The organism is Corynebacterium sp. HMSC05D08 (genome assembly GCF_001807215.1).
Lineage (GTDB): Bacteria > Actinomycetota > Actinomycetes > Mycobacteriales > Mycobacteriaceae > Corynebacterium > Corynebacterium striatum.
The window spans coordinates 15,666-37,446 of sequence record NZ_KV788299.1 but is presented as its reverse complement, the minus strand read 5'-3'; the positions used below and the strand labels follow the sequence as shown (position 1 = coordinate 37,446).

The following is a 21,781-nucleotide window of genomic DNA, read 5'->3' as shown; positions in this document are numbered from 1 at the left end:
GCGGCTGCAGGCTACTGGCGCGCCCACGGGTGAGGGACGTTCAGGCGCTCAGCTTCCAGGTGTGCTTCCCAAGCAAAGGTGGCAAGCCAGTGCGAAGACATGTAGCCACCGGTGATTGCGGCTTCGAGGCCTGGCGCGAGAAGCTCGGCGCTGCGCTCGCGGATGGTTTGCGCAAGCTCTGGGTGCGTATCCTTCGTAGCTTCGAAAATGCGCAGCGCGCTAGCCAGGACAGTCATGCCAAGGCCGTAGAGGTGGACCTGGTACCCGTCGGTCGGATCAAAAACCTGTGCAGGCTTCAGGATGTGCGAATCGGCATACAGGCGTGCCAGGAAGCCCTCTGCCCAGTTCGCGAACTCGGCGTCGTCAAGCACATCAAGCATCAGGTCTGCCTCGCACAGGCCAGGGGAGAGGAAGTCCTGTCCGCTGCGCTCCTGCTCGAACTCCCAGGCCTTGTCTTCGGCGAAGAATTTCTTTGCAGTCGCAAGGATTTCCTCCACAACGTCCTCGCGGCCCAACTCCTTCGCCGCCTTCATGATCCGCTTCAGGCCGAACGCGGTGTTGGTGTGCAGACCGTGGCGGACTGGCTCGGAGGCTTTGTCCAGCCAAGACAAGGTGTTGTCGAATACCGCATCGGCCAGTGGGGCTACGCCCTCGGCCAGGGCCTGGAGCTCGATTACTGGGGAAAACTTAAGCTCGGATGCCAACTGTACTGCCCATGCCCAGCCGTATGGGCGCTCCCACGTCGGGTTAGCGCGCAGGTAGTCGGCCTCGGTCTTGATGTTCTCCGCGCTCAGGTGGTTCTCGAGGATGCGCAATGCCTCTTTGCGCCAAGCGCCGGAAGCATCCTCGTCGGAGGAAAGGAGGCTGGAAAGCAGCCAGTGCATGTGGACGCTCGAGTGCCAGTCGAAGGAGTTACCGAAGCTCGGGTGGAGCTCATCCGGAGTCCTATTATCGCTGCTCGAGGTCTGCACATGATGGGAAGCGTATGGGTAGATACGCGTGACGTTGTCGATGGCAACTTGGGCAAGCTGCGCTACCGGAGAATCAGAGTGATGCTCAGCGTCATGAGTAACTGCGTTCACGAGCGTTCCTTTCAGTCTGTTCTGTAATGTTGCTCTCGTCACGGTATCCCAAGACATTAGTTTGGGTCGCAGATTTCCTAACTTTGGCTGCCCTAATTTGTGGAGAATGAGTTCTATTTGGGCTCGGCCTTGGATAAAAAATGGCCGGCGAAATCGTACTCAGGCATGACTACTTAACTCATCGAACCGGATAGCGTAGAGGCGTGGAAGTCTTTTCTGATAGGCGAATGATTCGTGACCTGGCGGTGTCACTTTTATGCGGAGCGGCGTCTCTCATCGGTAGGGACCTGATGTCCCGGCCGCTCTTTGACTACCTGATTATCGCCTTGGTTGTGCTAGTGCCAATTATTAGCAGGCGGTGGCCACGCCTGGTGGTCTTCGTTGCATCAGTGGTGCTCTTCGCCAGCCTGTTCCAGGTGGAACTCACCGTAGGCATCATATTCCTTGCGGGGCAGGTCGCTTACATTATTCGCCGCAGGCTGGAAGAGCCCCTACGGCGAATAATGACTTTAGGGATGCTTGCTGCGGACTTTGTCGGCGTATTTTGGGTGAGCCAAACGGTACAGGAAGCAGCACAGGATATTGGGCGGCGCCTTTTCGTCGTGGGCTGGAGCCTACTGGTCCTTGCGGTATGCATGCTTGTGGGTGAACTGCGTAGGAGAGCAGAGGAAGAACGCACACGGGAGATTTCGCGTGCTTTAGAGAAACAACGCCTGGAATTCGAGAAAAGCTCGACGGAACAACGGGCGTTTATCGCACGTGAGATCCATGACGTCGTCACGCACTCGCTATCGGTCATAGTTGCCCAGGCCGATGGGGCGCTCTACACCAAAGACAGGGAAGCGCAAGAAGCAGCTTTGAAGTCTATTTCCCGCGTGGGAAGGACCTCTTTGAGGGAAATGCGGGGAGTCGTGGGCTTGCTGCGCACAGGGGAAAAGCGCAGCACTCAACCGATGGTGGGATTCGGTGATCTTTCAGAACTCATTAACAGCGTTAGAAGCGCTGGCATTGCTGTGGGATATCGCTGCACAGGAACGCCACCTGAAGAACTTTCCGCCGCGACGTCACTAAGTCTGTACCGAATTGTCCAAGAGGCTTTGACCAATGCGAACAAACATGGTGGCGGGCAAGCAGACGTACTAGTCGAATGGCTTGAAGGTATCGTCCGCCTTGAGGTGCGCAATGGATATACGGGTGATGCCCGAGGCGAGGGACATGGCATTGATGGCATGAAGGAACGAGCGGAATTGGTTGGAGGCACCTTCCAACAGCGCAGTGATGCTGGCACATGGATAGTAGAGGCAGAGTTACCCACCGTAAGGGGGAAGTAAGCAATGAAAGTCGGATTGGTAGATGACCAGGTTCTCTTCCTGCACGGGATTGCCCAGATCATTAGTTCGCAGCCAGACATGGATGTTATCTGGCAAGCAAACGATGGCGAAGATGCGCTGACCCAATGCGCGGCCACGCCTGCTGATGTGGTGCTCATGGATGTACAGATGCCCGTCCGCGATGGAATTAGCGCCACTGCTGAGATCGCATCCTCTCTTCCGGAGACGAAGGTCATCATTCTGACAACCTTCGATGACGAAGACTATGTAGTAGCCGGGCTGCGAGCAGGAGCGAGTGGCTTCGTGCTCAAAGACGCAGAGCCAGAGGAGCTACTAAGCGCGTTGCGCACTGTCTATCGCGGAGACGCGGTAATCTCACCCCGCGCCACTAAGCGCCTTGTCCACAGTATGCGGGATGACTCCACGGACACACTGAGTATTAGCGGCGCAGACCGTCGGGTACTTCAATCGCTGACTGCCCGTGAACAAGAAATCCTTGAAGCAATCGGGATGGGATGGTCAAACACAGAGATATGTGAGCGGATGTTCATCTCTATGCCGACCGTCAAGACGCACGTTGGACGAGTCCTCGCCAAGACGAATTCTAGGGACCGTGTACACGCAGCTCTTTTCGCCTATCGCACAGGATTTGTCTCCCGTGCTGACCTGCTTAGCTCCTAATACCCCGGTATGACTCGCAAAATCGTGCCTCGCGGCGATGTGCGGCGTAGGCGCGCCGGGCAACTATTGAGTTATGAGCACAGAATATGTTGTCGAAACTCAGGGTTTGACCAAGGAATATAAGGGATTCAAGGCGGTCGACGGCCTTGATATGGCAATTGGCCACGGTGTCGTTCACGGATTGTTGGGGCCGAATGGTTCGGGCAAGTCCACGGCCATGAAAATGCTTTTGGGTCTGGCAAAGCCGACCGAGGGAAGCATCAGTTTGTTCGGCGAGCCTTTTGGGCCTAAGACGCGCAGCCGGGCCTTGGCCCGCACCGGCTCGCTCATCGAGCAGCCTTCGGCCTATTTGCACCTCACCGGGCGAGAGAACCTGCGCATCGCTGCGCGGCTTCTACGCGCTGAAGCAGAAGACGTGGATCGCGCAGTGCACCTCGTGCGGCTGGAAAAGCAGCTGGACAAGCAAGTAGCGAACTATTCCTTGGGCATGAAACAGCGCCTCGGCATCGCAATGGCTATGGTTCGTAACCCGCAGCTTCTGATCCTTGATGAACCAACGAACGGCCTTGACCCTGCCGGTATCGAAGAGATTCGCAATCTCATCGTCAGCCTCGCTGCCGATGAGGGGCGAACGGTATTGGTTTCGAGCCACCTTCTCTCGGAAATCGAAAAGATGGCTAGTGAGCTGACCATTATCAATCGCGGGCAGTTGCTCTTCCAAGGTACAAAGCAGGAGCTTTTCCATTCCCAGCCGCCTGAAGTCTATATCGAAACCCCGAACCCCAAGGAAGCGGCGCAAGCACTCGCGGGTATCTCAGTGCGCTTTGTAGAAGGCGGCATTCGGGTCCCGAACTTAAGCGAGCGCGACGTCGCGGGGGCTTGCGAGCAGCTCGTCAACCACGGCGTGCCCATCTACCAGGTACTAAGAACGCACCGCAGTCTCGAAGAGATCTTCATTTCGATTACGGGACGAGGTGGCTTGCAATGATGCTGCAGACTGAATATGCCAAGATGCGGCATACCCGGATGCTGCCGCTTGCCCTTGCCGTCACGCTCGCCATCGTTGCCTTTTCCAGTATGAATCTGGTGAGTGAGCACACCGCCGAACAATTTCAGCAAGATCCACATAGTCAATGGGGCGGATACCTCCTTGGCTACATCACGGTGACGGCCTTCCTCACTCCGGTGCAGGTGGCATTGCTAGCCAGCCGCGCAGCCGATGTAGAGCATCTCCACGGCGGCTGGCGGCTTAATTCCATCGCCGGGTACCGCCGCGGTGGTCTGCTCCGCGCGAAGTTCGCAGCTTTAGCCCTTGTCCTAGCCGCAGTAAAGGTAGTTGAATTGCTCGCGGTCTTGACCAATCCATTCCTCTTTGGGGCACAGTCGATTGATTCACCCGGCACATGGGTTCTCACAGCAGCTGGTCTATATGGAACCTCGTGCGCACTGATGGCGATTTTCTTATGGCAGGCAGCACGCGTGGAATCCCAGCTCGTAGTGCTCAGCACTGGGGTAGTAGGCGGCTTCCTCGGTGTGGCAGGAATGCTTTCCCCAACCGCGGTCACGCTCATTAATCCCTTCGGTTACTACGCAGTCTTGGCCCCATTTACCTTCCGCCCCGAAGGCCTAGTGAGCATCGAACCACTGTGGATTCCATGGGTACTGTTCATCGCCGTTGTAACCGTCATCTTCACCGTGCTTTGTCGCACGCTTGACTCCCAGGAGGAATAAGTTCATGTTTGCTATCGATCTGCTGAAATTTCGACGCTCCTACGTATGGACTGTCATCTTCCTCGTGCCGTCTATAGCAGTCGGCATTGGTGCCGCGAATTATCACGCCAACTTGGCGGTACTTAATGCCGGATGGGCAAGCTATCTTTCCCAAGCAACGCTGTTCTACGGCCTAATCTTTATGACTGTGGGAGTGGCCATCATCGCTGCAGCTGCCTGGCGCCTAGAACACCGCAACCACAATTGGAACACTATTATGACCTCACCGCGCTCGGCGGGAGAAGTAGTCGCGGCCAAGTTTTTCTCCATCATGGTCCTCATCGCGCTAATGCAGGCGGTGTTCATCGCGCTGGCCTTAGGCATTGGACGCGGCTTAGGAATACAGGGAGAGATTCCGCCTCTCAACTTGAGCGCGCTGTTCCTAGCAATCATCCCGGCGTTCGCAGTCGGGGCCTGGCAGTCCTTTTTCTCGATGATCTTTCGCAGCTTTGCCACGCCCGTGGCGATTTCACTTGTGGGCGCGATTGCCTCAGTTGGAATTCTCTACAGGGGTATTCGGCTCATCCCGATGCTGCTGCCACCGGCTATGGTTACGTCGACGATTTCGCTCGGCAGTACCGCCTTCGGTGCAGATGACACTCCTGATGTGCGCGGTATCGCGTTTATGATGGCTGTTTCTATCTGCTTCGTCATCGGAGCTTGGATTGCATCTGTTGCCTGGCTGCGAACCCATGACGTTGAGGCTTAGGACTCATCTTTGGGACTCTTCTTTGTGCCACAGATGCAAAATGCCCTCGCGTCCCGACGCAACTTAGTGCTAACGGGGGAGGCGAGGGCGGCGTCGGCAAGCGTGTGCATCTTGTTGCTTGCCTGGGCTAGCTTGGCCTCTTAATCGAGGTAGTCGCGCAAGACCTGCGAGCGCGAAGGGTGGCGCAGCTTGGACATGGTCTTGGACTCGATCTGGCGGATGCGCTCGCGGGTGACGCCGTAGACTTGGCCGATTTCGTCTAAAGTGCGCGGCATGCCGTCGGTCAGGCCGAAGCGCAGGCGAACGACGCCGGCTTCGCGCTCAGACAGGGTGGTGAGCACGTCCTGGAGCTGGTCCTGCAGCAAAGTGAAGGATACGGCGTCGACAGCGATGACTGCCTCGGAGTCCTCAATGAAGTCACCGAGCTGGGAATCGCCCTCATCACCAATGGTCTGGTCCAGGGAAATCGGCTCGCGGGCGTACTGCTGGATCTCGAGGACCTTTTCCTCGGTGATGTCCATTTCCTTCGCCAGCTCGATTGGGGTGGGCTCGCGGCCCAGATCCTGCAGGAGCTCGCGCTGGATGCGGCCCAGCTTGTTGATGACCTCGACCATGTGCACCGGGATACGGATGGTGCGGGCCTGATCAGCCATGGCGCGGGTAATAGCCTGGCGGATCCACCACGTGGCGTAGGTGGAGAACTTGTAACCCTTGGTGTAGTCGAACTTCTCAACCGCACGGATAAGGCCCAGGTTGCCCTCCTGAATGAGATCCAAGAAAGCCATGCCACGGCCGGTGTAGCGTTTCGCAAGCGAAACGACGAGTCGGAGGTTTGCCTCCAGCAGGTGGTTCTTTGCCTTGCGGCCATCACGGGCGATGGAACGCAGGTCGCGCTTTTCCATAGGGGAGAGCTTGGCGGCCTTGTCGCCCTCAGCGCGGGCCTTTTCCATCTCATCCATGCGGTACTGCGCGTAGAGGCCAGCCTCAATGCGCTTTGCTAGGGAGACCTCTTGCTCAGCGTTAAGGAGGGCGACCTTACCGATCTGCTTGAGGTAAGCGCGGACGGAGTCAGCAGATGCGGTCAGCTGTGCGTCCTTGCGCGCCTGGCGCAGGGCAGCGGATTCTTCCTCGTCCCAGACGGAAGAAGAATCCTCATCGTCGTCTTCATCGTCCTCATCCGCATCGAGCTCGTCCTCAGCATCGCCGAACTCGTCATCGTCCATGTCCGCGTTATCCGGATCGAAGTCCGCGTCATCCTGGTCGGCGTCATCTACCAGCTCGTCTTCGAGCTCGTCAGAAGCGGTCTCGAGCTTCTCCTGCTTTTCCTCAGGAGCGGCTGCGGCCTTCTGCGCAGACTTGCGGACGGTCTTCTTGGCAGATTTCTTCGCAGTCTTGCGAGTTGTCTTCTTGGCCGTCTTCTTAGCAGTCTTTTTAGCCGTTTTCTTCGCGGTCTTTTTGGCCGTCTTCTTTGCGGTTTTCTTGGCCGTCTTTTTGGCGGTCTTCTTGACAGGTGCAGATGCCTCGGTGGCTTCTCCGCCCTCGCCGAGTACCTGGTCTGAAGAATCAGTGGCTGCCACGTACGCCCTTTCGACTTGCTTGTGATTGAAAAACAGCTTGGGTCGCGATAGTCGCGACCACTGAGGTTAATGCTAATCCAGCCCTCATTTGCGCAGGAGAGGCACGCCGTTAGCTGTTTAACTTTGGATCGACGGCCCAGTATAGATGATCTTCGCCGCGAGGCGGTGAACTGGGGTCGAATCCACTGTGGATCTTTGGAGATTACCCTATGGGCGCAAGTTCTGCTGCGCGGCCATAGCGGCACCGACGATTCCGGCCCGATTGCGCAGCTGCGCTGGGGCAACGGGGGTGTCAATGCCTACGAGTTCGCCCCACTTGTCCCACTTGCGGGAGATTCCGCCGCCGATGATGAAGGCGTGGGGGTTAAACAGTTTCTCGTATTCGGCAAGTACCTTATTGAGTCGCTTGACCCACTGCTTGTACTTGAGGCCCTCACGCTCCTTTACAGCCGAGGAAGCCTGATGCTCCGCTTCGGCATCGCCCACCATCATGTGGCCCAACTCGGTGTTAGGGAAGAGCTGGCCATCGAGGAGGAAAGCCGAGCCAATGCCCGTACCTAGGGTGAGGAAGATGACGGAACCTGTGCGTGCTACTTCGTCGCCGAAGGCTACCTCGGCAAGGCCGGCAGCGTCGGCGTCATTGAGCACTACAAAAGGCTGGTCCAAGTATTGTGCAAAAAGCTCTTGGGCGTCGACTCCGATCCAGGATTTGTCGATGTTCGCCGCTGTGAGAACTTTTTGCTCTTTGACCACGGAAGGCAAAGTAATGCCAACCGGGCCGGACCATTCCTTTTCCGCCACGATCTGGGCGACAATCTTGGCCACGGCTTCAGGCGTGGATTGCTTGGGCGTGGCAATTTTCAGGCGCTCTCCCACGAACTCACCCGTGTTCAAGTCAACTTCAGCGCCTTTGATGCCGGAGCCTCCGATGTCGATGCCAAAGGAATGGCCAGTTTTAGTGCTAGTCATAAGCCCTAAGTGTAGGCAACGGCATAATTGTTGGCATGAGTAACTGTGAATATGACCCAAATTATCTGGCACAACTGCGTGACTTCGCACGCGATACAGTCCGTGCAGCGGCGGTACGTATTCGCGCCCAACGTGCCGAAATCATTGGCAGCGATGGCTTGGCGGCGCACACGCAGACCAAGAGCAGCGCGGTGGATCCTGTCACCGAGGTGGATCAGTCCACCGAGCGCTTTATTGCTGAGAGCATCCAAAGCCAGCGGCCTGGCGATGGCATCTTCGGAGAAGAAGGGGCTTTCGTTGCCTCTGAAACTGGAGTCACATGGATTGTGGACCCCATCGATGGCACGGTGAATTTCCTCTACGGCATTGAGGAATTTGCCGTGTCCATGGGAGCCGCCATCGACGGTGAGATTGTCGCGGGCGCCGTCATCAATGTTGCACGCGAGACTTTGTATTCTGCGGCGCTGGGGCAAGGTGCCACGGTGGAGTTTGCCGATGGGCAGGTGCGCGAGTTGGCGTGCCGTACAGAGACAGACCCATCGCTTGCCCTGGTGGCAACTGGTTTCGGCTACGCAGCGGGGCGTCGCCAAGCGCAGGCCCAACTTCTGACCTCCATGTTGCCTAGCGTGCGCGATATTCGCCGTATGGGCGCTGCAGCGCTTGATCTGTGCCGCGTTGCGGAGGGAAGCGTAGATGCATATTACGAGCACGGTATCAATCCGTGGGATTTTGCCGCTGGGGCAATTGTTGCGGCGGAGGCTGGAGCCGTTGTACGCCATCCAGGTCTGCAAAAATTATCCACTGAGGGCGAGATTACATGGGTCTGCGGGGGTAAGCTCGCTCCATCGTTTCAGCAGCTCCTGGCTTCGAAAGGGGCCTTAACGCCGCTGCGGGGGTAATAGTCAAGCGCTTTTCAGTCGGGATGAGTATGACATGAGGCCAATTGTGTTTTAGGATGCGCACGATAAATACCAACCCATCCACATGACTAATAGGGGCGTAGAACATGGCCACCGATTATGACGCACCGCGTCGCCGTGTAGAAGACGAGCTTGAAGCTGACTCCCTCGAGGGCCTCAAGGCTGCTGAGAATGACAACAACGGCATGGACGACGACGGAGAGATTGTTGAGGCTTTCGAGCCGCCATCAGTTGACCTGACCGGCGAGGAACTCAACGTTACAGTTATCCCACGTCAGGAGAATGAATTCACCTGTTCCGTGTGCTTCCTGGTGCAGTCCAACAAGCGTTTCTCCCACGAGGAAGATGGAAAAGCTATCTGCCTTGATTGCGCATAAATAGGCAGCTCGGTCTGGCGCTTGGGCGTGCGTAGCCCAAGCGCGCATAGCTCAAGCTTGCATGCCGCGCTTCCAGCGGCCTAAAACACCTACACCCCCGCACTCCGCTGTTCGAGCGGATGGATGCGGGGGTGTGGTGTTTCTAAAGCTAGTGCGCGCTGGGGCGAGCTGCAGGGTCGAGGAAGGCATCCAGCACTTGCTGGGGGTTCTTCGTTGCGATGAGCCAGTAGGGCGTTGGGTCCTCAGGGTCATCGAGCACCAGCATGATGTGCTCGTCAATCCACCCATGCGTCACCAAGAATGCAGCCGGATCGAATTGGGGGCCGAGAGCGTTTCGGCGGGCGGTCTTTGGCACGATCATGGAGCGCTGGACGACGTCGTGTGGAAGCTGCGCGTCTTTGATTGTCAGCCACCGAGTGCCATCGGTATCCTTTTCAACTTTAAGTACCGTGCCCGACCAAGCGATGAGCACCCAAATGGCGATTGCGCTTAGTAGCACTGCGGGGATGATAACCCACCAAATGTTGCGGTTAAGGCTTACCGTCGCGGTAGTAATAGCCACGACAAAGGCGGCCATCAGCCAGAAATACCAGGGCACCCACTGGCGCTCTTTGTAAAGGATCTCTGGGGCGGCGGCTGCAGAGCCGCTGGCGGATGGGGAAGCGGAACCGGTATTCATAGACACGGTCTGCCAGTCTAGTCGCTCCCTTCACGTTGTAACGAAGCGACCGTTCGGAGCACGGTAGGCTGGGGCAGGTGAATGAGACCAACCCGATTATTGATCCTGTAAGTCCTTTCGGTCCCGTGAAGGTGCACCGCTTGGATAAAGACTTGCCTTTGCCGCACCGCGCGCATAGGGGCGATGCTGGCGCAGACCTGTGTGCAGCGGAAACCGTAGACATCGCTCCCGGCGAGCGGGTTCTGGTGGGCACTGGTGTTGCAATCGCTTTGCCGCTCGGCACCGTGGGGCTAATCCACCCACGCTCTGGTCTTGGCGCCAAGCATGGAGTTTCTGTGGTGAATACACCGGGCACCGTCGATGCTGATTATCGTGGCGAAATTAAAGTGTGTCTGATTAATCACGACCTACATGAGACTTTTCACGTTGAGCGCGGCATGCGTATCGCTCAATTGCTTGTCCAGCGTGTTGAGCTCGTCGACTTTGTCGAGGTGGACGAACTTGACGAAACCGTCCGGGGAGCCGCAGGATATGGCTCGACAGGTGTCTAGACTCGCTTCATAATCATTAACCGCTATTTAAGAGTTTCAAGTTTGGAGAAAAACAGCTATGTGGCCGTTTTCTAAGAAAAAGTCTGATGACCAAGAAGTTAAGGACCAAGAAGTTAAGGACGCCGAGCAAGTAGGCGCTGCTGGCAGCCCTGCTAGCACGGGGCACACTAGCCGCGCAGAAGATGCCCAAGCTGGCGCTGCGGCTGCGGCTTCTCAGGCTGAGTTCACGGCTTTTAGCATCGACCATGACGCCGTTAACGGTGACTCTGGCCCCTTTGACGGCGATTCTGTAAAAATCGAAGAGTTCGATTTCACTGATTTCTCCGTCGGAATCCTAGATCTGGGTTCTATGCGCATTCCTCTGCCAAAGGGGAGTCAGGTGCAGGTGGAGATGGGCGAGCAAGGCCCGAAGATGCTGCACATCGTCACCGAATTCGGCCGCATGACGCCGGTTGCTTTCGCCGCCCCACGCAAGCCAGGGCAATGGGCAGAATCTGCTGTTGACATTGTCGAAGGGCTGACCCGAGATGGATTTACAGCCCACCCAGAAAACGGCCCATGGGGAACAGAAGTTGTGGGCACAAACCCGAACGGTGAAATCCGCATTATTGGTGTTGATGGCCCACGCTGGATGTACCGTCTAACTTTGGCAGCGCCTGCTGGAAAGCAAGAGGAGCTCGCCGCACTAGGACGCGAGGTCTTTGCCCGTACCTTCGTCTACCGTGGCGAGAACCCAGTTCTGGCGGGTAGTTCGCTGCCAGTGACCTTGCCGCAGCAATTAGCGGAGCAAGTACAAACCGCCATGCAGCAGCGTGCGGAAGGCGGAAGTGCCCCGGCTTCCGGCGCGCCTGGATCTGCTGATGCGGCAAACTCGGCGGCAGCCCGTGATGAAGCAGAAGCGAAGGCTCAGATCAACGATTTGAATAAAGAGACCGCTGCGCAGGAAAATAGCGACGATAAATAATTGCGTCCCTATCCATCCCTACAGCACTTCATCGAAGTAGTGCTTTGATGAGCGGTGGATACATAGACAAGAAAGCCGACGTGACGAACCCACAAAGCCATTCAGCCACCCCGACTGAACAAGAAGAAGTAGAGCCGACACTGCTGGAGCAGATGGGAGGCCTATCGGGACTTGTCTCAGCGACACTTCCGGTTGTTGTCCTTATCCCTGTCAATAACGTGTGGGGTCTGGGCCCAGCGTTGCTGGCTGCTCTCGGCGTCGCAGTGCTTATTGCGGTTTGGCGAATCATCCGTAAAGAGACGCTGCAGCCGGCTATCTCAGGTCTGTTGGGCGTAGGCATCTGCGCCGCAATCGCGTGGTTTACTGGTGACGCTAAGGGCTACTTCCTCTATGGCATCTGGATGTCGCTTGTACTTTTCGTCGTTGCGGCAGCTTCCATTTTGCTGCGCTGGCCGCTCGTTGGCGTCATTTGGAAAGGCATAAACGGCGAGGACATGCGCTGGCGCACTGTTGTAAAGGCGCGACGTTCCTATGCCATTGCTACGGCCGGTTGGGCCGTGATTTTCCTCGCGCGATTCCTCGTGCAGAACGCCATTTACAACGCTGACAACACCACCGCTTTGGGCGTGGTCCGCATCCTTATGGGATGGCCCCTGACCGGCTTGGTCACCATCCTCACGATTTGGATGGTGCGTCGCGCCAACGCCGCAGTTGAGGAAGCCTACCCCTCTGAGAGCGAAGCTGCCCAAGAAACCATTCAGGAGAAGGTCGATGACTAGTCCGCACACGCACTCGGAGTTCCACGAATCCGAATCTGGCCCCTCTAAAGGTGAAGAACTCCTCTTAGGCGTTGAGCGTATGGCGCACGGTGGCGTGGGCCTGGCGCACGCTGAGGATGGTCGCGTGGTCTTTGTTCCAGGAGCTTTCCCTGGCGATAAAGTCCGGGTAGTGGCTAGGAAGGTCAAGAAATCCTTCATTGACTCCCAGTTAGTGGACATTGTTGAAGCTGGTCCATTGCGCGTCGCGTCCAGCTGCCCAGCGGCCGCGCGCGGGGCGGGATGCTGTGATTTTCACGAACTCGACCCATCCAAAGAGGCGGAAATCAAAGTCGAGGTCTTGATCGATCAGCTTCGTCGCGTGGCCAAGCTCGATGACTCCGAGCTAGCCGCATTAGACGTCGTGGCCCAGGAACTTAGCCCGCAGCGCGGATGGCGCACGCGCGTCAGGCTCGGCGTCGACAAGCAAGGGTGCGCTGGATTGCGGAAGAAATCTTCCACCGAACTCGTCACCGACGTTGCGTGCACCCAACTGGTGCCGGGCCTTGTGGATGGCATCGTGGGAGCCGATGCTCGTCGTTTCACCCCGGGGGCTGAAGTTATTGTAGTCATCGACAGTGCTGGTAACCGCCACGTAGTCGAATCCCGTCGTGCCCCGCGTGGGCGCCGCGTGGAAACCGTCCTAGACGTTGTCGAGGGCTCCGGCGACGTCGTGCAAGCCGCTGACGGCCATGAATTCCGCTTTCCCGCGACAGCTTTTTGGCAGGCACACACCAGCGCCCCAGATTCTTACACGCAACTCGTTCGTGACTGGCTGACTGACAGCAGTGCAGATCCGGCCATGCCAGCAGTGGCATGGGATCTCTACGGCGGCGTGGGCCTGTTTGTACCGGCGCTGCATGATGCACTTGCAGATACCGCATCGCTTGGGCGGCCCCAGGCGCAGGCGCCGAAGATCTACTCTGTGGATTATTCGCCGGCAGCGGCCGCACATCCGCAGGAAAGCCTCGCTGCTTACGACGTCTCTTTCCGTAACGCAAAGGTGGAGGCCTGTGCGGCACAACTGCCTGCACCGGGCTACGTAGTCCTTGACCCGCCCCGAACGGGCGCCGGGGATGAGGTTGTCTTTGCGGTGGCGCAGGCGGGGCCGCGTAGCGTTGTACACGTCGGTTGCGATCCAGCCACCTTTGCACGCGACCTCAAAGCATGGAAAGAAGCTGGTTACGCGCTGAAGCGGTTGACCATGGTAAACGCCTTTCCTGGCACGCACCACTTTGAAACCATGGCGCTGCTGCAGCCTGCCTCCTAAGGAGGGGCGCTCGCCACGCATATCGTTGCGCGGCGCGGGCAAGATCTGGGGAAGAATAGGAAACTTCGTCTCAGAAGGATTGCCGTCCGCGGACCGCGAACGGGTACGGTAGTAAAGAACAAGAACTGACAAGAAGGAGAAGAAGGCCGCTCCATGACCATTCTGGATTCCATTGCGTCGCCTCGCGATTTGAAGGCTCTCTCCCCAGCTCAACTGACCCAGTTGGCTGGTGAAATTCGTCAACGTCTGATTGAAAAGGTTTCGGTTACCGGTGGTCACCTCGGACCCAATCTCGGCGTGGTGGAACTTACTGTGGCTATGCACCGGGTGTTTGATTCCCCGCGTGATGCGATCGTCTTCGACACCTCCCACCAGTCATACGTGCACAAGATGCTTACGGGGCGTGTGGGTAAGTTCGATACCCTGCGTCAAAAGGACGGTCTTTCTGGCTACACCGATCGCGGCGAATCCGAGCATGACTGGACTGAGTCTTCGCATGCTTCGGCTGCGCTGTCCACGATCGACGGTTTGTCTAAGGCTTTCAAGATTAAGGGCCAGTCCCACCGCAATGCTGTGGCAGTGGTGGGCGACGGTGCCCTCACCGGCGGGATGTGCTGGGAGGCCTTGAACAACATCTCGGCAGATAAAGAACGCAATGCGGTCATCATCGTCAACGACAATGGCCGTTCCTATTCGCCGACCATCGGTGGTCTTTCTGAAAACCTCGGTCGCATCCGCGCGCAGCATGGATACGACGAGATCATGGCACAGGGCAAGAAGCGCCTGAAGTCAATGGGTTGGGTTGGCGAGCGTACTTTCGACGCCCTCCATGCCATCAAGGACGGCGTGAAGTCGACCGTGATGCCCACGGAGATGTTCCCGGAGCTTGGCATCAAGTATGTCGGCCCGATCAACGGTCACGACATTGATGCACTTGTGCGCGCGTTGTCCTATGCACGCGATTATGACGGCCCGATCATCGTCCACACGGTGACGGAGAAGGGCCATGGCTTTGCGCCGGCCGTCAACGAGCCAAAAGACCAGATGCACTCCACAGGCGCCATCGACCCGGTTACGGGCGTGGCCAAGGGGCAAAAGCAGCCTGGCTGGACCGCTGCTTTTTCTGAGGAACTCATCAAGGCTGGGCAGCAGCGTGATGACATTGTGGCGATTACTGCTGCTATGGCGGGCCCCACAGGCCTGGCACCGTTCGAGGAGCGTTTCCCTGAGCGTTTCTTCGACGTCGGTATCGCTGAGCAGCACGCCATGACGTCTGCTTCCGGTCTAGCGTTGGCAGGAATGCACCCTGTCGTGGCTATCTATTCCACGTTCCTCAACCGCGCGGTGGACCAGGTCATCATGGACATCGCGTTGCTGAAGCTGCCTGTGACTATCGTCCTTGACCGTGCCGGTGTGACCGGCTCCGACGGCCCTTCGCACAACGGTGTGTGGGACATGGCGCTGATGAGCATCGTTCCTGGCATGCGCATTGCTGCGCCTCGCGACGGCGCGCGTCTGCGTGAGCTCTTCCACGAGGCGATTGAGGTCAACGACGGCCCCACCGTGGTGCGCTTCCCGAAGGGCAACCTGCTTGACGATATCGAGGCAGTAGACCAGCTCGCCGATGGCGTGGATATCATCCACTACAACGATTCTCGTGATGCGAAGGACGCGGATCCCGCGGCCGCGGAGACTCCCGACGTCTTGATTGTTGCTATTGGCGCTATGAGCACGCGCTCGAAGAACGCAGCACAGCTTCTGGAGGAACGCGGCTACAACGTGACAGTTGCTGATCCGCGCTGGGTTGTCCCGGTTCCGCAGTCTTTGGTTGGCCTTGCCGCTGACCACGACCTGGTGGTGACGGTTGAGGACGGCATTATCCGTGGCGGTATTGGCTCCATGATCGCGGAGGCTCTCGACGCCGCCGAGGTAGATACGCCGGTGCGCCGCATGGGCGTGGCCAACTACTTCCCGCATCACGCAAGCCGCGGTGAGGTGCTGGAAGAAAACAACCTGACACCTGACGCGATTGCCGACGCCATCGAGGAGTGGGTTGGTGGCATTAGGGCTGACGAAGTGGAACAGGCCTAACTAGCCCCCCGCTTAGCCGGCGTAGACGAGCCCTTCTTCCAGAATCGGTTGGAGGAGCTCAATCTGCCATTCGCGGGCGCCTTCATCACGCAGGAAGGGGGCGATATCCTGTGGCCCTTTTATCATTCCGCCCACGGAGCCAGGCTTTTTCGCTTTCGGTGGACAACCAGCTGCCCATACAACTGCGCGGAGCGTGGCTGGTTTCAAGATGAGTTCCCAGGGCATGGCGACCTCGTCGCCGAGGTCCTCGCACTCCTCGCGGAGGTTTTGGAAAACCTCCCACAGTTCCGGGTAATCCTTAGCCCAGATAGTCTTCGACGGGACCTGGGAGATCGTTCGCTGCTGGCGCGGCCAATCCTGGGGGTCGAGTGCGCGGGCTTTGTTCACGACATCAAACCACTGCAGCGCGGAGCCAGAACGCTTCCTCGGAATACCTTTGATGCGAGCAAACTGTTGCGGTGAATCTGGCAGTGTCCGTGCAATATCAATGAGCACGCGGTGCGGCAGAACTCTATTCGGCGCGGTATCTGTGGAACGGGCAATGGACTCGCGGCGCGTCCACAGAGCCTTTGCTACGGCTAATTGCTCGCCGGTTCTCAGGGAGGACAGCCCCTTCAACCCGCGCCAGGTTCGCTCGGTTGGCTCGGTGACACCTGCGTAGTCATCCACCATCGCGGCGAATTCTTCATAGGCCCAATCTAGTTTGTCCTCTTCGGCCAGAATGTCACGCAGCGCCTCTGCCAGCTCGAGCAGCAACTCGACGTCCAGAGCCGCATAGGCGCGAAGGTTGGGGGAAAGCTTGGGCGCTGACCAGTCAGAATCGCCGTAACCTTTCTCAAGCTCGACGTCGAAAAGCTCAAGAATCATTGCGCCCAGGTTGGGGTGGGCGAAGTCGGCCATGCGCGCGGCCAATTCCGTGTCGAACAAGGTTCCTGGATACAGGCCGAGCCACGCCAGACTGGGAAGATCAGAGGGCGCTGCGTGCACGACCCAATCCTGATCGTTGATTACGGGCGCTAGCGCGGCGCTCAACTCGCTGCGCTTGCCTTCCGGGGCGAAGAGGAAGGTACCGGCGCCAGCGCGGCGGATTTGAATCAGAAAGGCGCGGTCATCAAAGCGATACGAGGATGCTCGCTCAGTGTCGATTGCAAACGGACCCGTGCCCGCGCTGAGGGCGGTGGTAGCGCTGGCAAATTCTGCCGGGCTACGAAGTACCTCGGGAATTCCGTCTTGAGGTTGGGTCCGCAATTCAGTCATGATTGCAGCCTACAAGGCAATGGGCACCACGGCGATAACCAAGGTGCCTATGTGGCGCAAATGTGCGCAGCTGCAGTCAAGCTCCGGGGGAGAAAAGCGTTTAGCGGCTCAGCTCCGTGACACCCTCAGGTGGAAGGCCAGCCACGTTGGCCAGGACCTGTGCGAAAGCCTCGACATGAGGTGCTAGGTCTAGGCCTTCAGCAGTCCAGGAAGCACGCATCTCGAGCTGGTATGCGCGGGGCGGGCCGCCGATTTCGCCAAAGCGTACGGAAGCCGTGGAGGTCACCGTACCGCCGAGGTTGGTGTGTGTTGCACCGTTGGACTCCATGGCCTCGTTCAGCCATTCCCACGCGACGTCGGGAAGCAGCGGATCGCCCGCTACTGCGTCATCCATGTCGGCCTGGATATAAGCCACCAGGCGCATAGCGCCTTCCCAGGCCTCCTCGGCGCCGGGATCATGGAGGAGAATGAGTCGGCCAAAAGCATCGCCGTCGCTGTCAGTAGGGACAATATCGACGTCCGAATCTTGTGCGTCGCCAACTTCTAGTCCGATGGCGTGGCTGTACGGAGCGAGGCGCTGTGGTGGGCGGATTGTTCCCAGCGTGATTTCGGGGCGAAGGCGAGCCGCATGCATGGACTCAACGGCGGCGTTGAATACTGCCGGGGTGGTGTCCGCTTCAGATGCGGAAGAAGCTTTGGCGGCGGCGTGCTCGTGCAGGCTTGTCGGTGCGCCTGCAAGGTTGCTCGAAGTTACGTCGGAATTGCTCACGTCGTTCAAGCTATAGTTTTCCAGCCGGTAGAGGGCGAAGGCGCGCCGTAGCGGGATGGGCTGGCAGGCAATTTTTGCAGGGAAGTTGGCTATGTTTCAGCTACTAACTGAGGGAAAGATGGAAATAGGGCTTTATCCAACTTATGATGGATGGGTATCTAGTTCTCTTTGGGGTCTCGCCCCATAAAGAGAGCGCGAATCGCATCCATTTTCAAAGGAGAATGTCCACCATGGCGAAGGTTTATTTCCAAGAGCTCAACTCTATGCAGCAGTACTCCCAGCATGCGGTATTCAAGGTAATCCCGGGTGCGCTGGGCACGGAGCGCGCGGAGATTGTTACCCAAGCGCAGGAGTTCTTCAAGAATCTCGAGGAAGAGGGCAAGCTCACCGTCCGAGGTATCTACGATCTCTCCGGCATGCGTGACTCTGCAGACTTTATGATTTGGTGGCACGCGGAGGAATTCGCAGGCATCCAGAAGGCATTTGCTGACTTCCGTCGTGAGACCACCCTGGGCCAGGTCTCTGAGGTCACTTGGGTAGGTAATGCACTGCACCGCCCAGCGGAGTTCAACAAGTCCCACCTGCCTTCCTTCATCATGGGTGAGGAACCTGGTGATTGGATCGCGGTCTACCCATTCGTGCGTTCCTACGATTGGTACACCATGGATGAGGAAAAGCGTCGCCGCATTCTGATGGAGCATGGCATGCAGGCACGCGACTACCCTGACGTTCGCGCTAACACGGTTCCTTCCTTCGCGCTGGGTGACTACGAGTGGATCCTCGCCTTCGAGGCGCCAGAGCTGCACCGCATCGTGGACCTGATGTACCTGATGCGCTACACCGAGGCTCGCCACTACGTGCGTGAGGAGATTCCTTTCCATACCGGCCGCCGTGTCAAGGATGTTGCTGAGCTCATCGCGGTTCTTCCTTAAGGCGTTGGCCGCGAGAGCCACACTCTAAGCTGAGAAAAATCCGCTTTCTTTCCGGACAGTATCGGGGGAAGAAAGCGGATTTTGTGGTTGTGATTGGTGGGCGCAACCTTGCAGTGCGCTATTCGCCGACTGGCTTCTCCTCAAGGGTGAGGCATATCGAGTTGATGCAGTAGCGCAGGTCGGTCGGGGTGTCATAGCCCTCGCCGGCAAAGACGTGGCCCAGGTGGGACTCGCAATTGGCGCACAGGACCTCGGTGCGGGTCATGCCCAGGGAGTTATCGACGCGTTCAATGATCTTGTCGCCCGCGAGAGGGGAGAAGAAGGAAGGCCAGCCGCAGTGCGACTCAAACTTCTCCGTCGAGCGGAAAAGCTCCGTGTCGCAGGCCTTGCATGAGTACACGCCCTCGGTGGTGGTATTGGTGTATTCGCCTACATGCGGCGGCTCAGTGCCCGCTTGTCGAAGCACGTAGTATTCCTCGTCGGTGAGGCGATTGCGCCATTCAGTATCGGCAATGAGCTTGAAATCAGTCATGGCAAAAGTTTAGCGCTTAACCTTTGGCTCACGCCACCAACCGCTAGTCGAAGCTGCGGTCACCACGATGAGAAGCCCCCAACCAATGGTTGCGGTGAACACGGTCATCCAGCTGCCTGCGACTGGCCAGTGTGTTGAGCTCCATTCCACAGGCGCCAAGAAGAAGAACGCAGCAGCCCAAGCGCCCCAAGTATGGAACACAGAGCGGGGGAGGAGGACCGTAAACAGCATGGGAAATAGCCACATCGAGTAGTACTGCTGACCCAAAGAAGACAGAAAGAAAATGCCCACCATGATGGCGCCCGAGGTCGTAAGGGCCCAGAATACCGGCTCCGACTCCCTCCACTTAAGCAGTCCCAAGATACTCAGAGCCGTGCACACTCCAAGCGCGATCCACAACGGGTAATACGCAGTAGGAGACAGGCCAAAGTATGCCTGTACGCCAGGCCACGAGGCATTGGCGTAGTCACGGGTGGTGCCGAGGTAGGGCACGAGGTTATCAAGGTAGCCACTGGCGCCTGGGACAAGTGGCCAAGCGATGGCATTGAAAAGCACGGGCACAGCGACGCCGCCAGCGATGTTGATCCAGTCCTTCTTGACCAGCGGCAAGAACAGTAATGGCGCAAATTGCGGCTTGATAAGGATGGCCAAGCCAATAGCTATGCCCGCTGCAACTCGTGGACCGCGTCGCGATTGCAAGATACCCCAGAGGAACACGCTCAACGCCAACAAAAGCAGGCCATTGATATTGGTAAAAGCCAGGGTGTTGATTACGGCTTCAGTCGCGAATGCGGCGACGAGGGCGACTGGAAACACAGGGCCGCGGAGCGAGTACCCAACTACAGTCGTGAGAATCGCAAGCGCCGCGCAAATCGCCAGAGCGTTGGCGCAAATGAAAGCCCCACGGGTAAGCGAGAAATCGGCCATGCCCAGAGGGGAAAGCAGTAGCGTAGCACCGGGGTTGTACAGGTAGAGCGGGTCAACGTGATTGTATGCCTGGTCGTAGACAGGCTGGCCATCAAGGAAACGCCGGACGGCATTAAACACCGTGGTGAAGTCATCTGTCGGCGTTCCGTTGAGGGCCACGACGAAGACCCGGTGCACTATTAACAGCAGAGCCAGCGGCCACGCGGCGATCGTCAAGATGTGCCCTGAACGCGCGTGGGGCGGCAAAGCGGCGGCGTCGATAGTGGCAGGACTCTGAGAACTCACGTCATGCAGTTTACGGGTAGCCGCGATGGGCATAGCGCAGAAACACCGTGCCGTCCGCGTCCGCCGCGACGTTCTCAAGCTCAAGCGAAAGTGCAGGGGCCTGCGCAGTTTCCTCGTCGCGCGCATAAACTAGAGGCTGCGCTACAGAGGATGTCAGGTGCGGATCTAGTGTGAGATAGAGCTTGTCTACTAATCCTGCGGCAATGAAGGCGGAGTAGACGCCCGGGCCGCCTTCGCAGACAATGCGCGTCCAGCCTTGTGCATGAAGTGCGGCAACCACAGATTGGATTGAGCCATCACCGGTACCAAGAACCGTTGCGCCTGCCGATTCGAGCCTTTGCGCCGCCGCAGTTCCCACCTTCTCATCGGGGGTCAAAATAAGGGGAGGAGTGCCCACCTGGAAAAGCTTTGATTCAACGTTAAGGTCCAGGGAATAGCTCATCACTGCAATGCGTGCCGCGCCAGGCGACGACCCCTCGTAATCCTCGGCCTTGACGGTGCCCGCCCCCACAACAACTACGTCGCCCCATTTGCGCAGCCCTTGGAAGAGTGCGGCGTCGGTGGCGTTCCCCATTGCATCGGAGGTCCCATCAATTGTCGCGGAACCAGACAGGGTAGATACCTCGATGAGTCGAATGCCTGGGGTGTCGGGCCCAAGGTGCGCGGAAACGTCAATATCGGTGTGCATGGGCTCAGCCTAGCGGAGGGAGGGACCTCAAGGTCGGGTTTTTGGGGACTGACGCGCAAAAGCCGGCGCATTTATGCAAGGCGCCGGCTGAGAAATGGTGGTCCTAGCTGGGATTGAACCAGCGACCTTTCCGGTGTGAACGGAACGCTCTCCCACTGAGCTATAGGACCTTGGTGTGAGGATGAATTTACACCTTGTTTGGCCGTAAACCATAATCGCCTGGAGGTAGTGGCTGCCACCTGCAGTTTCAGTCGGGCATCCTCGATAACCGTCGAGCTGGACAGTGCAGGTGTGAATTACCTTCATGTAATTCGCGGCATCGAAAAGCGGCCTAGAATCTGTGGGAAAATAGGCAATTATCCAGCGGATTTGGAAACTCGCGCGGGGCGCGATAATGTTTCTACTCGCACCACGGCAATCAGTTGTTAAGACGGTTTCCGAAATGCAGTGCGGATGTAGCGCAGTTGGTAGCGCATCACCTTGCCAAGGTGAGGGTCGCGAGTTCGAGTCTCGTCATCCGCTCCAAGACGTTCTTGGCTTAGTTCAAGTAGCGTGTTGATAATGAAATATAAGCGCGATTAGCTCAGCGGGAGAGCGCTTCCCTG

The 21,781-nt window shown here is 57.9% G+C and carries 22 protein-coding genes and 2 tRNA genes; 14 read left to right on the top strand and 10 right to left on the bottom strand.

Features of this window, described 5'->3' with window-relative positions:
- Positions 1 to 11: 11 nt before the first annotated feature.
- Entirely contained in the window at positions 12 to 1,082 is a 1,071-nt protein-coding gene (locus tag HMPREF3148_RS02330) for a DUF2891 family protein (RefSeq protein WP_070508619.1), read from the bottom strand.
- Positions 1,083 to 1,309: 227 nt separating this feature from the next.
- Here HMPREF3148_RS02330 and HMPREF3148_RS02325 point away from each other — a divergent pair, with 227 nt between their 5' ends.
- The 5 genes from HMPREF3148_RS02325 to HMPREF3148_RS02305 all read left to right on the top strand — a co-directional run bounded on the left by HMPREF3148_RS02325 (position 1,310) and on the right by HMPREF3148_RS02305 (position 5,573).
- Positions 1,310 to 2,413 (top strand): sensor histidine kinase, encoded by a 1,104-nt coding sequence (locus HMPREF3148_RS02325; protein WP_070508618.1) that lies wholly within the window; start codon positions 1,310 to 1,312, stop codon positions 2,411 to 2,413.
- A 3-nt stretch (positions 2,414 to 2,416) separates the two neighbouring features.
- Positions 2,417 to 3,094, top strand: coding sequence for a response regulator (locus HMPREF3148_RS02320; protein ID WP_049145349.1), 678 nt, complete (start codon positions 2,417 to 2,419; stop codon positions 3,092 to 3,094).
- 73 nt (positions 3,095 to 3,167) lie between these two features.
- Positions 3,168 to 4,082 carry an ABC transporter ATP-binding protein gene (locus tag HMPREF3148_RS02315; protein ID WP_049064399.1) on the top strand — a complete coding sequence of 305 codons (915 nt, stop codon included), beginning with the start codon at positions 3,168 to 3,170 and terminating at the stop codon, positions 4,080 to 4,082.
- Positions 4,079 to 4,825, top strand: coding sequence for an ABC transporter permease (locus HMPREF3148_RS02310; protein ID WP_005529157.1), 747 nt, complete (start codon positions 4,079 to 4,081; stop codon positions 4,823 to 4,825). Before HMPREF3148_RS02315 ends, HMPREF3148_RS02310 begins: the two co-directional genes overlap by 4 nt.
- Before the next feature lie 4 nt (positions 4,826 to 4,829).
- Entirely contained in the window at positions 4,830 to 5,573 is a 744-nt protein-coding gene (locus HMPREF3148_RS02305) for an ABC transporter permease (RefSeq protein ID WP_049145356.1), read from the top strand.
- Positions 5,574 to 5,713: 140 nt separating this feature from the next.
- Here the strand turns inward: HMPREF3148_RS02305 and HMPREF3148_RS02300 are convergent, their stop codons facing one another.
- Both HMPREF3148_RS02300 and ppgK read right to left on the bottom strand, forming a co-directional pair.
- Positions 5,714 to 7,150 carry an RNA polymerase sigma factor gene (locus HMPREF3148_RS02300; protein WP_049145358.1) on the bottom strand — a complete coding sequence of 479 codons (1,437 nt, stop codon included), beginning with the start codon at positions 7,148 to 7,150 and terminating at the stop codon, positions 5,714 to 5,716.
- 207 nt (positions 7,151 to 7,357) lie between these two features.
- Entirely contained in the window at positions 7,358 to 8,119 is a 762-nt protein-coding gene (gene ppgK, locus HMPREF3148_RS02295) for a polyphosphate--glucose phosphotransferase (protein ID WP_005529160.1), read from the bottom strand.
- Between the two features lie 35 nt (positions 8,120 to 8,154).
- On the opposite strand from ppgK, the gene HMPREF3148_RS02290 reads away from it, so the two are divergent.
- Both HMPREF3148_RS02290 and HMPREF3148_RS02285 read left to right on the top strand, forming a co-directional pair.
- Entirely contained in the window at positions 8,155 to 9,018 is an 864-nt protein-coding gene (locus HMPREF3148_RS02290) for an inositol monophosphatase family protein (protein WP_005529161.1), read from the top strand.
- Between the two features lie 107 nt (positions 9,019 to 9,125).
- Positions 9,126 to 9,416 carry a DUF4193 domain-containing protein gene (locus tag HMPREF3148_RS02285; protein WP_005529162.1) on the top strand — a complete coding sequence of 97 codons (291 nt, stop codon included), beginning with the start codon at positions 9,126 to 9,128 and terminating at the stop codon, positions 9,414 to 9,416.
- A gap of 148 nt (positions 9,417 to 9,564) precedes the next feature.
- Here HMPREF3148_RS02285 and HMPREF3148_RS02280 read toward each other — a convergent pair whose 3' ends face one another.
- A complete protein-coding gene (locus tag HMPREF3148_RS02280; protein ID WP_005529163.1) occupies positions 9,565 to 10,095 on the bottom strand; it encodes a DUF3093 domain-containing protein in 531 nt (176 codons plus the stop codon).
- Positions 10,096 to 10,172: 77 nt separating this feature from the next.
- On the opposite strand from HMPREF3148_RS02280, the gene dut reads away from it, so the two are divergent.
- From dut to dxs, 5 genes are all read left to right on the top strand, one after another.
- Positions 10,173 to 10,646 carry a dUTP diphosphatase gene (gene dut / locus HMPREF3148_RS02275; RefSeq protein WP_049151668.1) on the top strand — a complete coding sequence of 158 codons (474 nt, stop codon included), beginning with the start codon at positions 10,173 to 10,175 and terminating at the stop codon, positions 10,644 to 10,646.
- Positions 10,647 to 10,704: 58 nt separating this feature from the next.
- Positions 10,705 to 11,610, top strand: a complete 906-nt coding sequence (locus HMPREF3148_RS02270; RefSeq protein WP_070508617.1) for a DUF3710 domain-containing protein — start codon at positions 10,705 to 10,707, stop codon at positions 11,608 to 11,610.
- 47 nt (positions 11,611 to 11,657) lie between these two features.
- Positions 11,658 to 12,389, top strand: a complete 732-nt coding sequence (locus tag HMPREF3148_RS02265) for a DUF3159 domain-containing protein (protein WP_172954272.1) — start codon at positions 11,658 to 11,660, stop codon at positions 12,387 to 12,389.
- Positions 12,382 to 13,695 (top strand): class I SAM-dependent RNA methyltransferase, encoded by a 1,314-nt coding sequence (locus HMPREF3148_RS02260; RefSeq protein ID WP_070508616.1) that lies wholly within the window; start codon positions 12,382 to 12,384, stop codon positions 13,693 to 13,695. Before HMPREF3148_RS02265 ends, HMPREF3148_RS02260 begins: the two co-directional genes overlap by 8 nt.
- 153 nt (positions 13,696 to 13,848) lie before the next feature.
- A complete protein-coding gene (gene dxs, locus HMPREF3148_RS02255) occupies positions 13,849 to 15,786 on the top strand; it encodes a 1-deoxy-D-xylulose-5-phosphate synthase (protein WP_049145373.1) in 1,938 nt (645 codons plus the stop codon).
- Positions 15,787 to 15,798: 12 nt separating this feature from the next.
- On the opposite strand, the gene HMPREF3148_RS02250 is transcribed toward dxs, so the two are convergent.
- A complete protein-coding gene (locus HMPREF3148_RS02250; protein ID WP_049145375.1) occupies positions 15,799 to 17,043 on the bottom strand; it encodes an HRDC domain-containing protein in 1,245 nt (414 codons plus the stop codon).
- Positions 17,044 to 17,143: 100 nt separating this feature from the next.
- A complete protein-coding gene (locus tag HMPREF3148_RS02245) occupies positions 17,144 to 17,761 on the bottom strand; it encodes a DUF3000 domain-containing protein (RefSeq protein ID WP_049064423.1) in 618 nt (205 codons plus the stop codon).
- A gap of 281 nt (positions 17,762 to 18,042) precedes the next feature.
- On the opposite strand from HMPREF3148_RS02245, the gene hemQ reads away from it, so the two are divergent.
- Entirely contained in the window at positions 18,043 to 18,744 is a 702-nt protein-coding gene (hemQ, locus tag HMPREF3148_RS02240) for a hydrogen peroxide-dependent heme synthase (RefSeq protein ID WP_049151671.1), read from the top strand.
- A gap of 118 nt (positions 18,745 to 18,862) precedes the next feature.
- On the opposite strand, the gene msrB is transcribed toward hemQ, so the two are convergent.
- The 4 genes from msrB to HMPREF3148_RS02220 all read right to left on the bottom strand — a co-directional run bounded on the left by msrB (position 18,863) and on the right by HMPREF3148_RS02220 (position 21,346).
- Positions 18,863 to 19,276 carry a peptide-methionine (R)-S-oxide reductase MsrB gene (gene msrB, locus HMPREF3148_RS02235; protein ID WP_070508615.1) on the bottom strand — a complete coding sequence of 138 codons (414 nt, stop codon included), beginning with the start codon at positions 19,274 to 19,276 and terminating at the stop codon, positions 18,863 to 18,865.
- Positions 19,277 to 19,285: 9 nt separating this feature from the next.
- A complete protein-coding gene (locus HMPREF3148_RS02230) occupies positions 19,286 to 20,488 on the bottom strand; it encodes a glycosyltransferase family 87 protein (protein ID WP_235429884.1) in 1,203 nt (400 codons plus the stop codon).
- Positions 20,489 to 20,498: 10 nt separating this feature from the next.
- Entirely contained in the window at positions 20,499 to 21,176 is a 678-nt protein-coding gene (locus HMPREF3148_RS02225) for a dihydrofolate reductase family protein (protein WP_049151667.1), read from the bottom strand.
- A 95-nt stretch (positions 21,177 to 21,271) separates the two neighbouring features.
- Positions 21,272 to 21,346 (bottom strand) — tRNA-Val (locus HMPREF3148_RS02220).
- Positions 21,347 to 21,625: 279 nt separating this feature from the next.
- Here HMPREF3148_RS02220 and HMPREF3148_RS02215 point away from each other — a divergent pair.
- Positions 21,626 to 21,701, top strand: a tRNA-Gly gene (locus HMPREF3148_RS02215).
- Positions 21,702 to 21,781 lie beyond the last annotated feature (80 nt).

Excerpts from the sequence above, each read along its gene's own strand:
- HMPREF3148_RS02325 (WP_070508618.1), top strand. The coding sequence starts at position 1,310 with ATGATTCGTGACCTGGCGGTGTCACTTTTATGCGGAGCGGCGTCTCTC.
- HMPREF3148_RS02320 (WP_049145349.1), top strand. The coding sequence starts at position 2,417 with ATGAAAGTCGGATTGGTAGATGACCAGGTTCTCTTCCTGCACGGGATT.
- HMPREF3148_RS02315 (WP_049064399.1), top strand. The coding sequence starts at position 3,168 with ATGAGCACAGAATATGTTGTCGAAACTCAGGGTTTGACCAAGGAATAT.
- HMPREF3148_RS02310 (WP_005529157.1), top strand. The coding sequence starts at position 4,079 with ATGATGCTGCAGACTGAATATGCCAAGATGCGGCATACCCGGATGCTG.
- HMPREF3148_RS02305 (WP_049145356.1), top strand. The coding sequence starts at position 4,830 with ATGTTTGCTATCGATCTGCTGAAATTTCGACGCTCCTACGTATGGACT.
- ppgK (WP_005529160.1), bottom strand. The coding sequence starts at position 8,119 with ATGACTAGCACTAAAACTGGCCATTCCTTTGGCATCGACATCGGAGGC.
- HMPREF3148_RS02290 (WP_005529161.1), top strand. The coding sequence starts at position 8,155 with ATGAGTAACTGTGAATATGACCCAAATTATCTGGCACAACTGCGTGAC.
- HMPREF3148_RS02285 (WP_005529162.1), top strand. The coding sequence starts at position 9,126 with ATGGCCACCGATTATGACGCACCGCGTCGCCGTGTAGAAGACGAGCTT.
- HMPREF3148_RS02280 (WP_005529163.1), bottom strand. The coding sequence starts at position 10,095 with ATGAATACCGGTTCCGCTTCCCCATCCGCCAGCGGCTCTGCAGCCGCC.
- HMPREF3148_RS02270 (WP_070508617.1), top strand. The coding sequence starts at position 10,705 with ATGTGGCCGTTTTCTAAGAAAAAGTCTGATGACCAAGAAGTTAAGGAC.
- HMPREF3148_RS02265 (WP_172954272.1), top strand. The coding sequence starts at position 11,658 with ATGAGCGGTGGATACATAGACAAGAAAGCCGACGTGACGAACCCACAA.
- HMPREF3148_RS02260 (WP_070508616.1), top strand. The coding sequence starts at position 12,382 with ATGACTAGTCCGCACACGCACTCGGAGTTCCACGAATCCGAATCTGGC.
- dxs (WP_049145373.1), top strand. The coding sequence starts at position 13,849 with ATGACCATTCTGGATTCCATTGCGTCGCCTCGCGATTTGAAGGCTCTC.
- HMPREF3148_RS02250 (WP_049145375.1), bottom strand. The coding sequence starts at position 17,043 with ATGACTGAATTGCGGACCCAACCTCAAGACGGAATTCCCGAGGTACTT.
- hemQ (WP_049151671.1), top strand. The coding sequence starts at position 18,043 with ATGGCGAAGGTTTATTTCCAAGAGCTCAACTCTATGCAGCAGTACTCC.
- msrB (WP_070508615.1), bottom strand. The coding sequence starts at position 19,276 with ATGACTGATTTCAAGCTCATTGCCGATACTGAATGGCGCAATCGCCTC.
- HMPREF3148_RS02225 (WP_049151667.1), bottom strand. The coding sequence starts at position 21,176 with ATGCACACCGATATTGACGTTTCCGCGCACCTTGGGCCCGACACCCCA.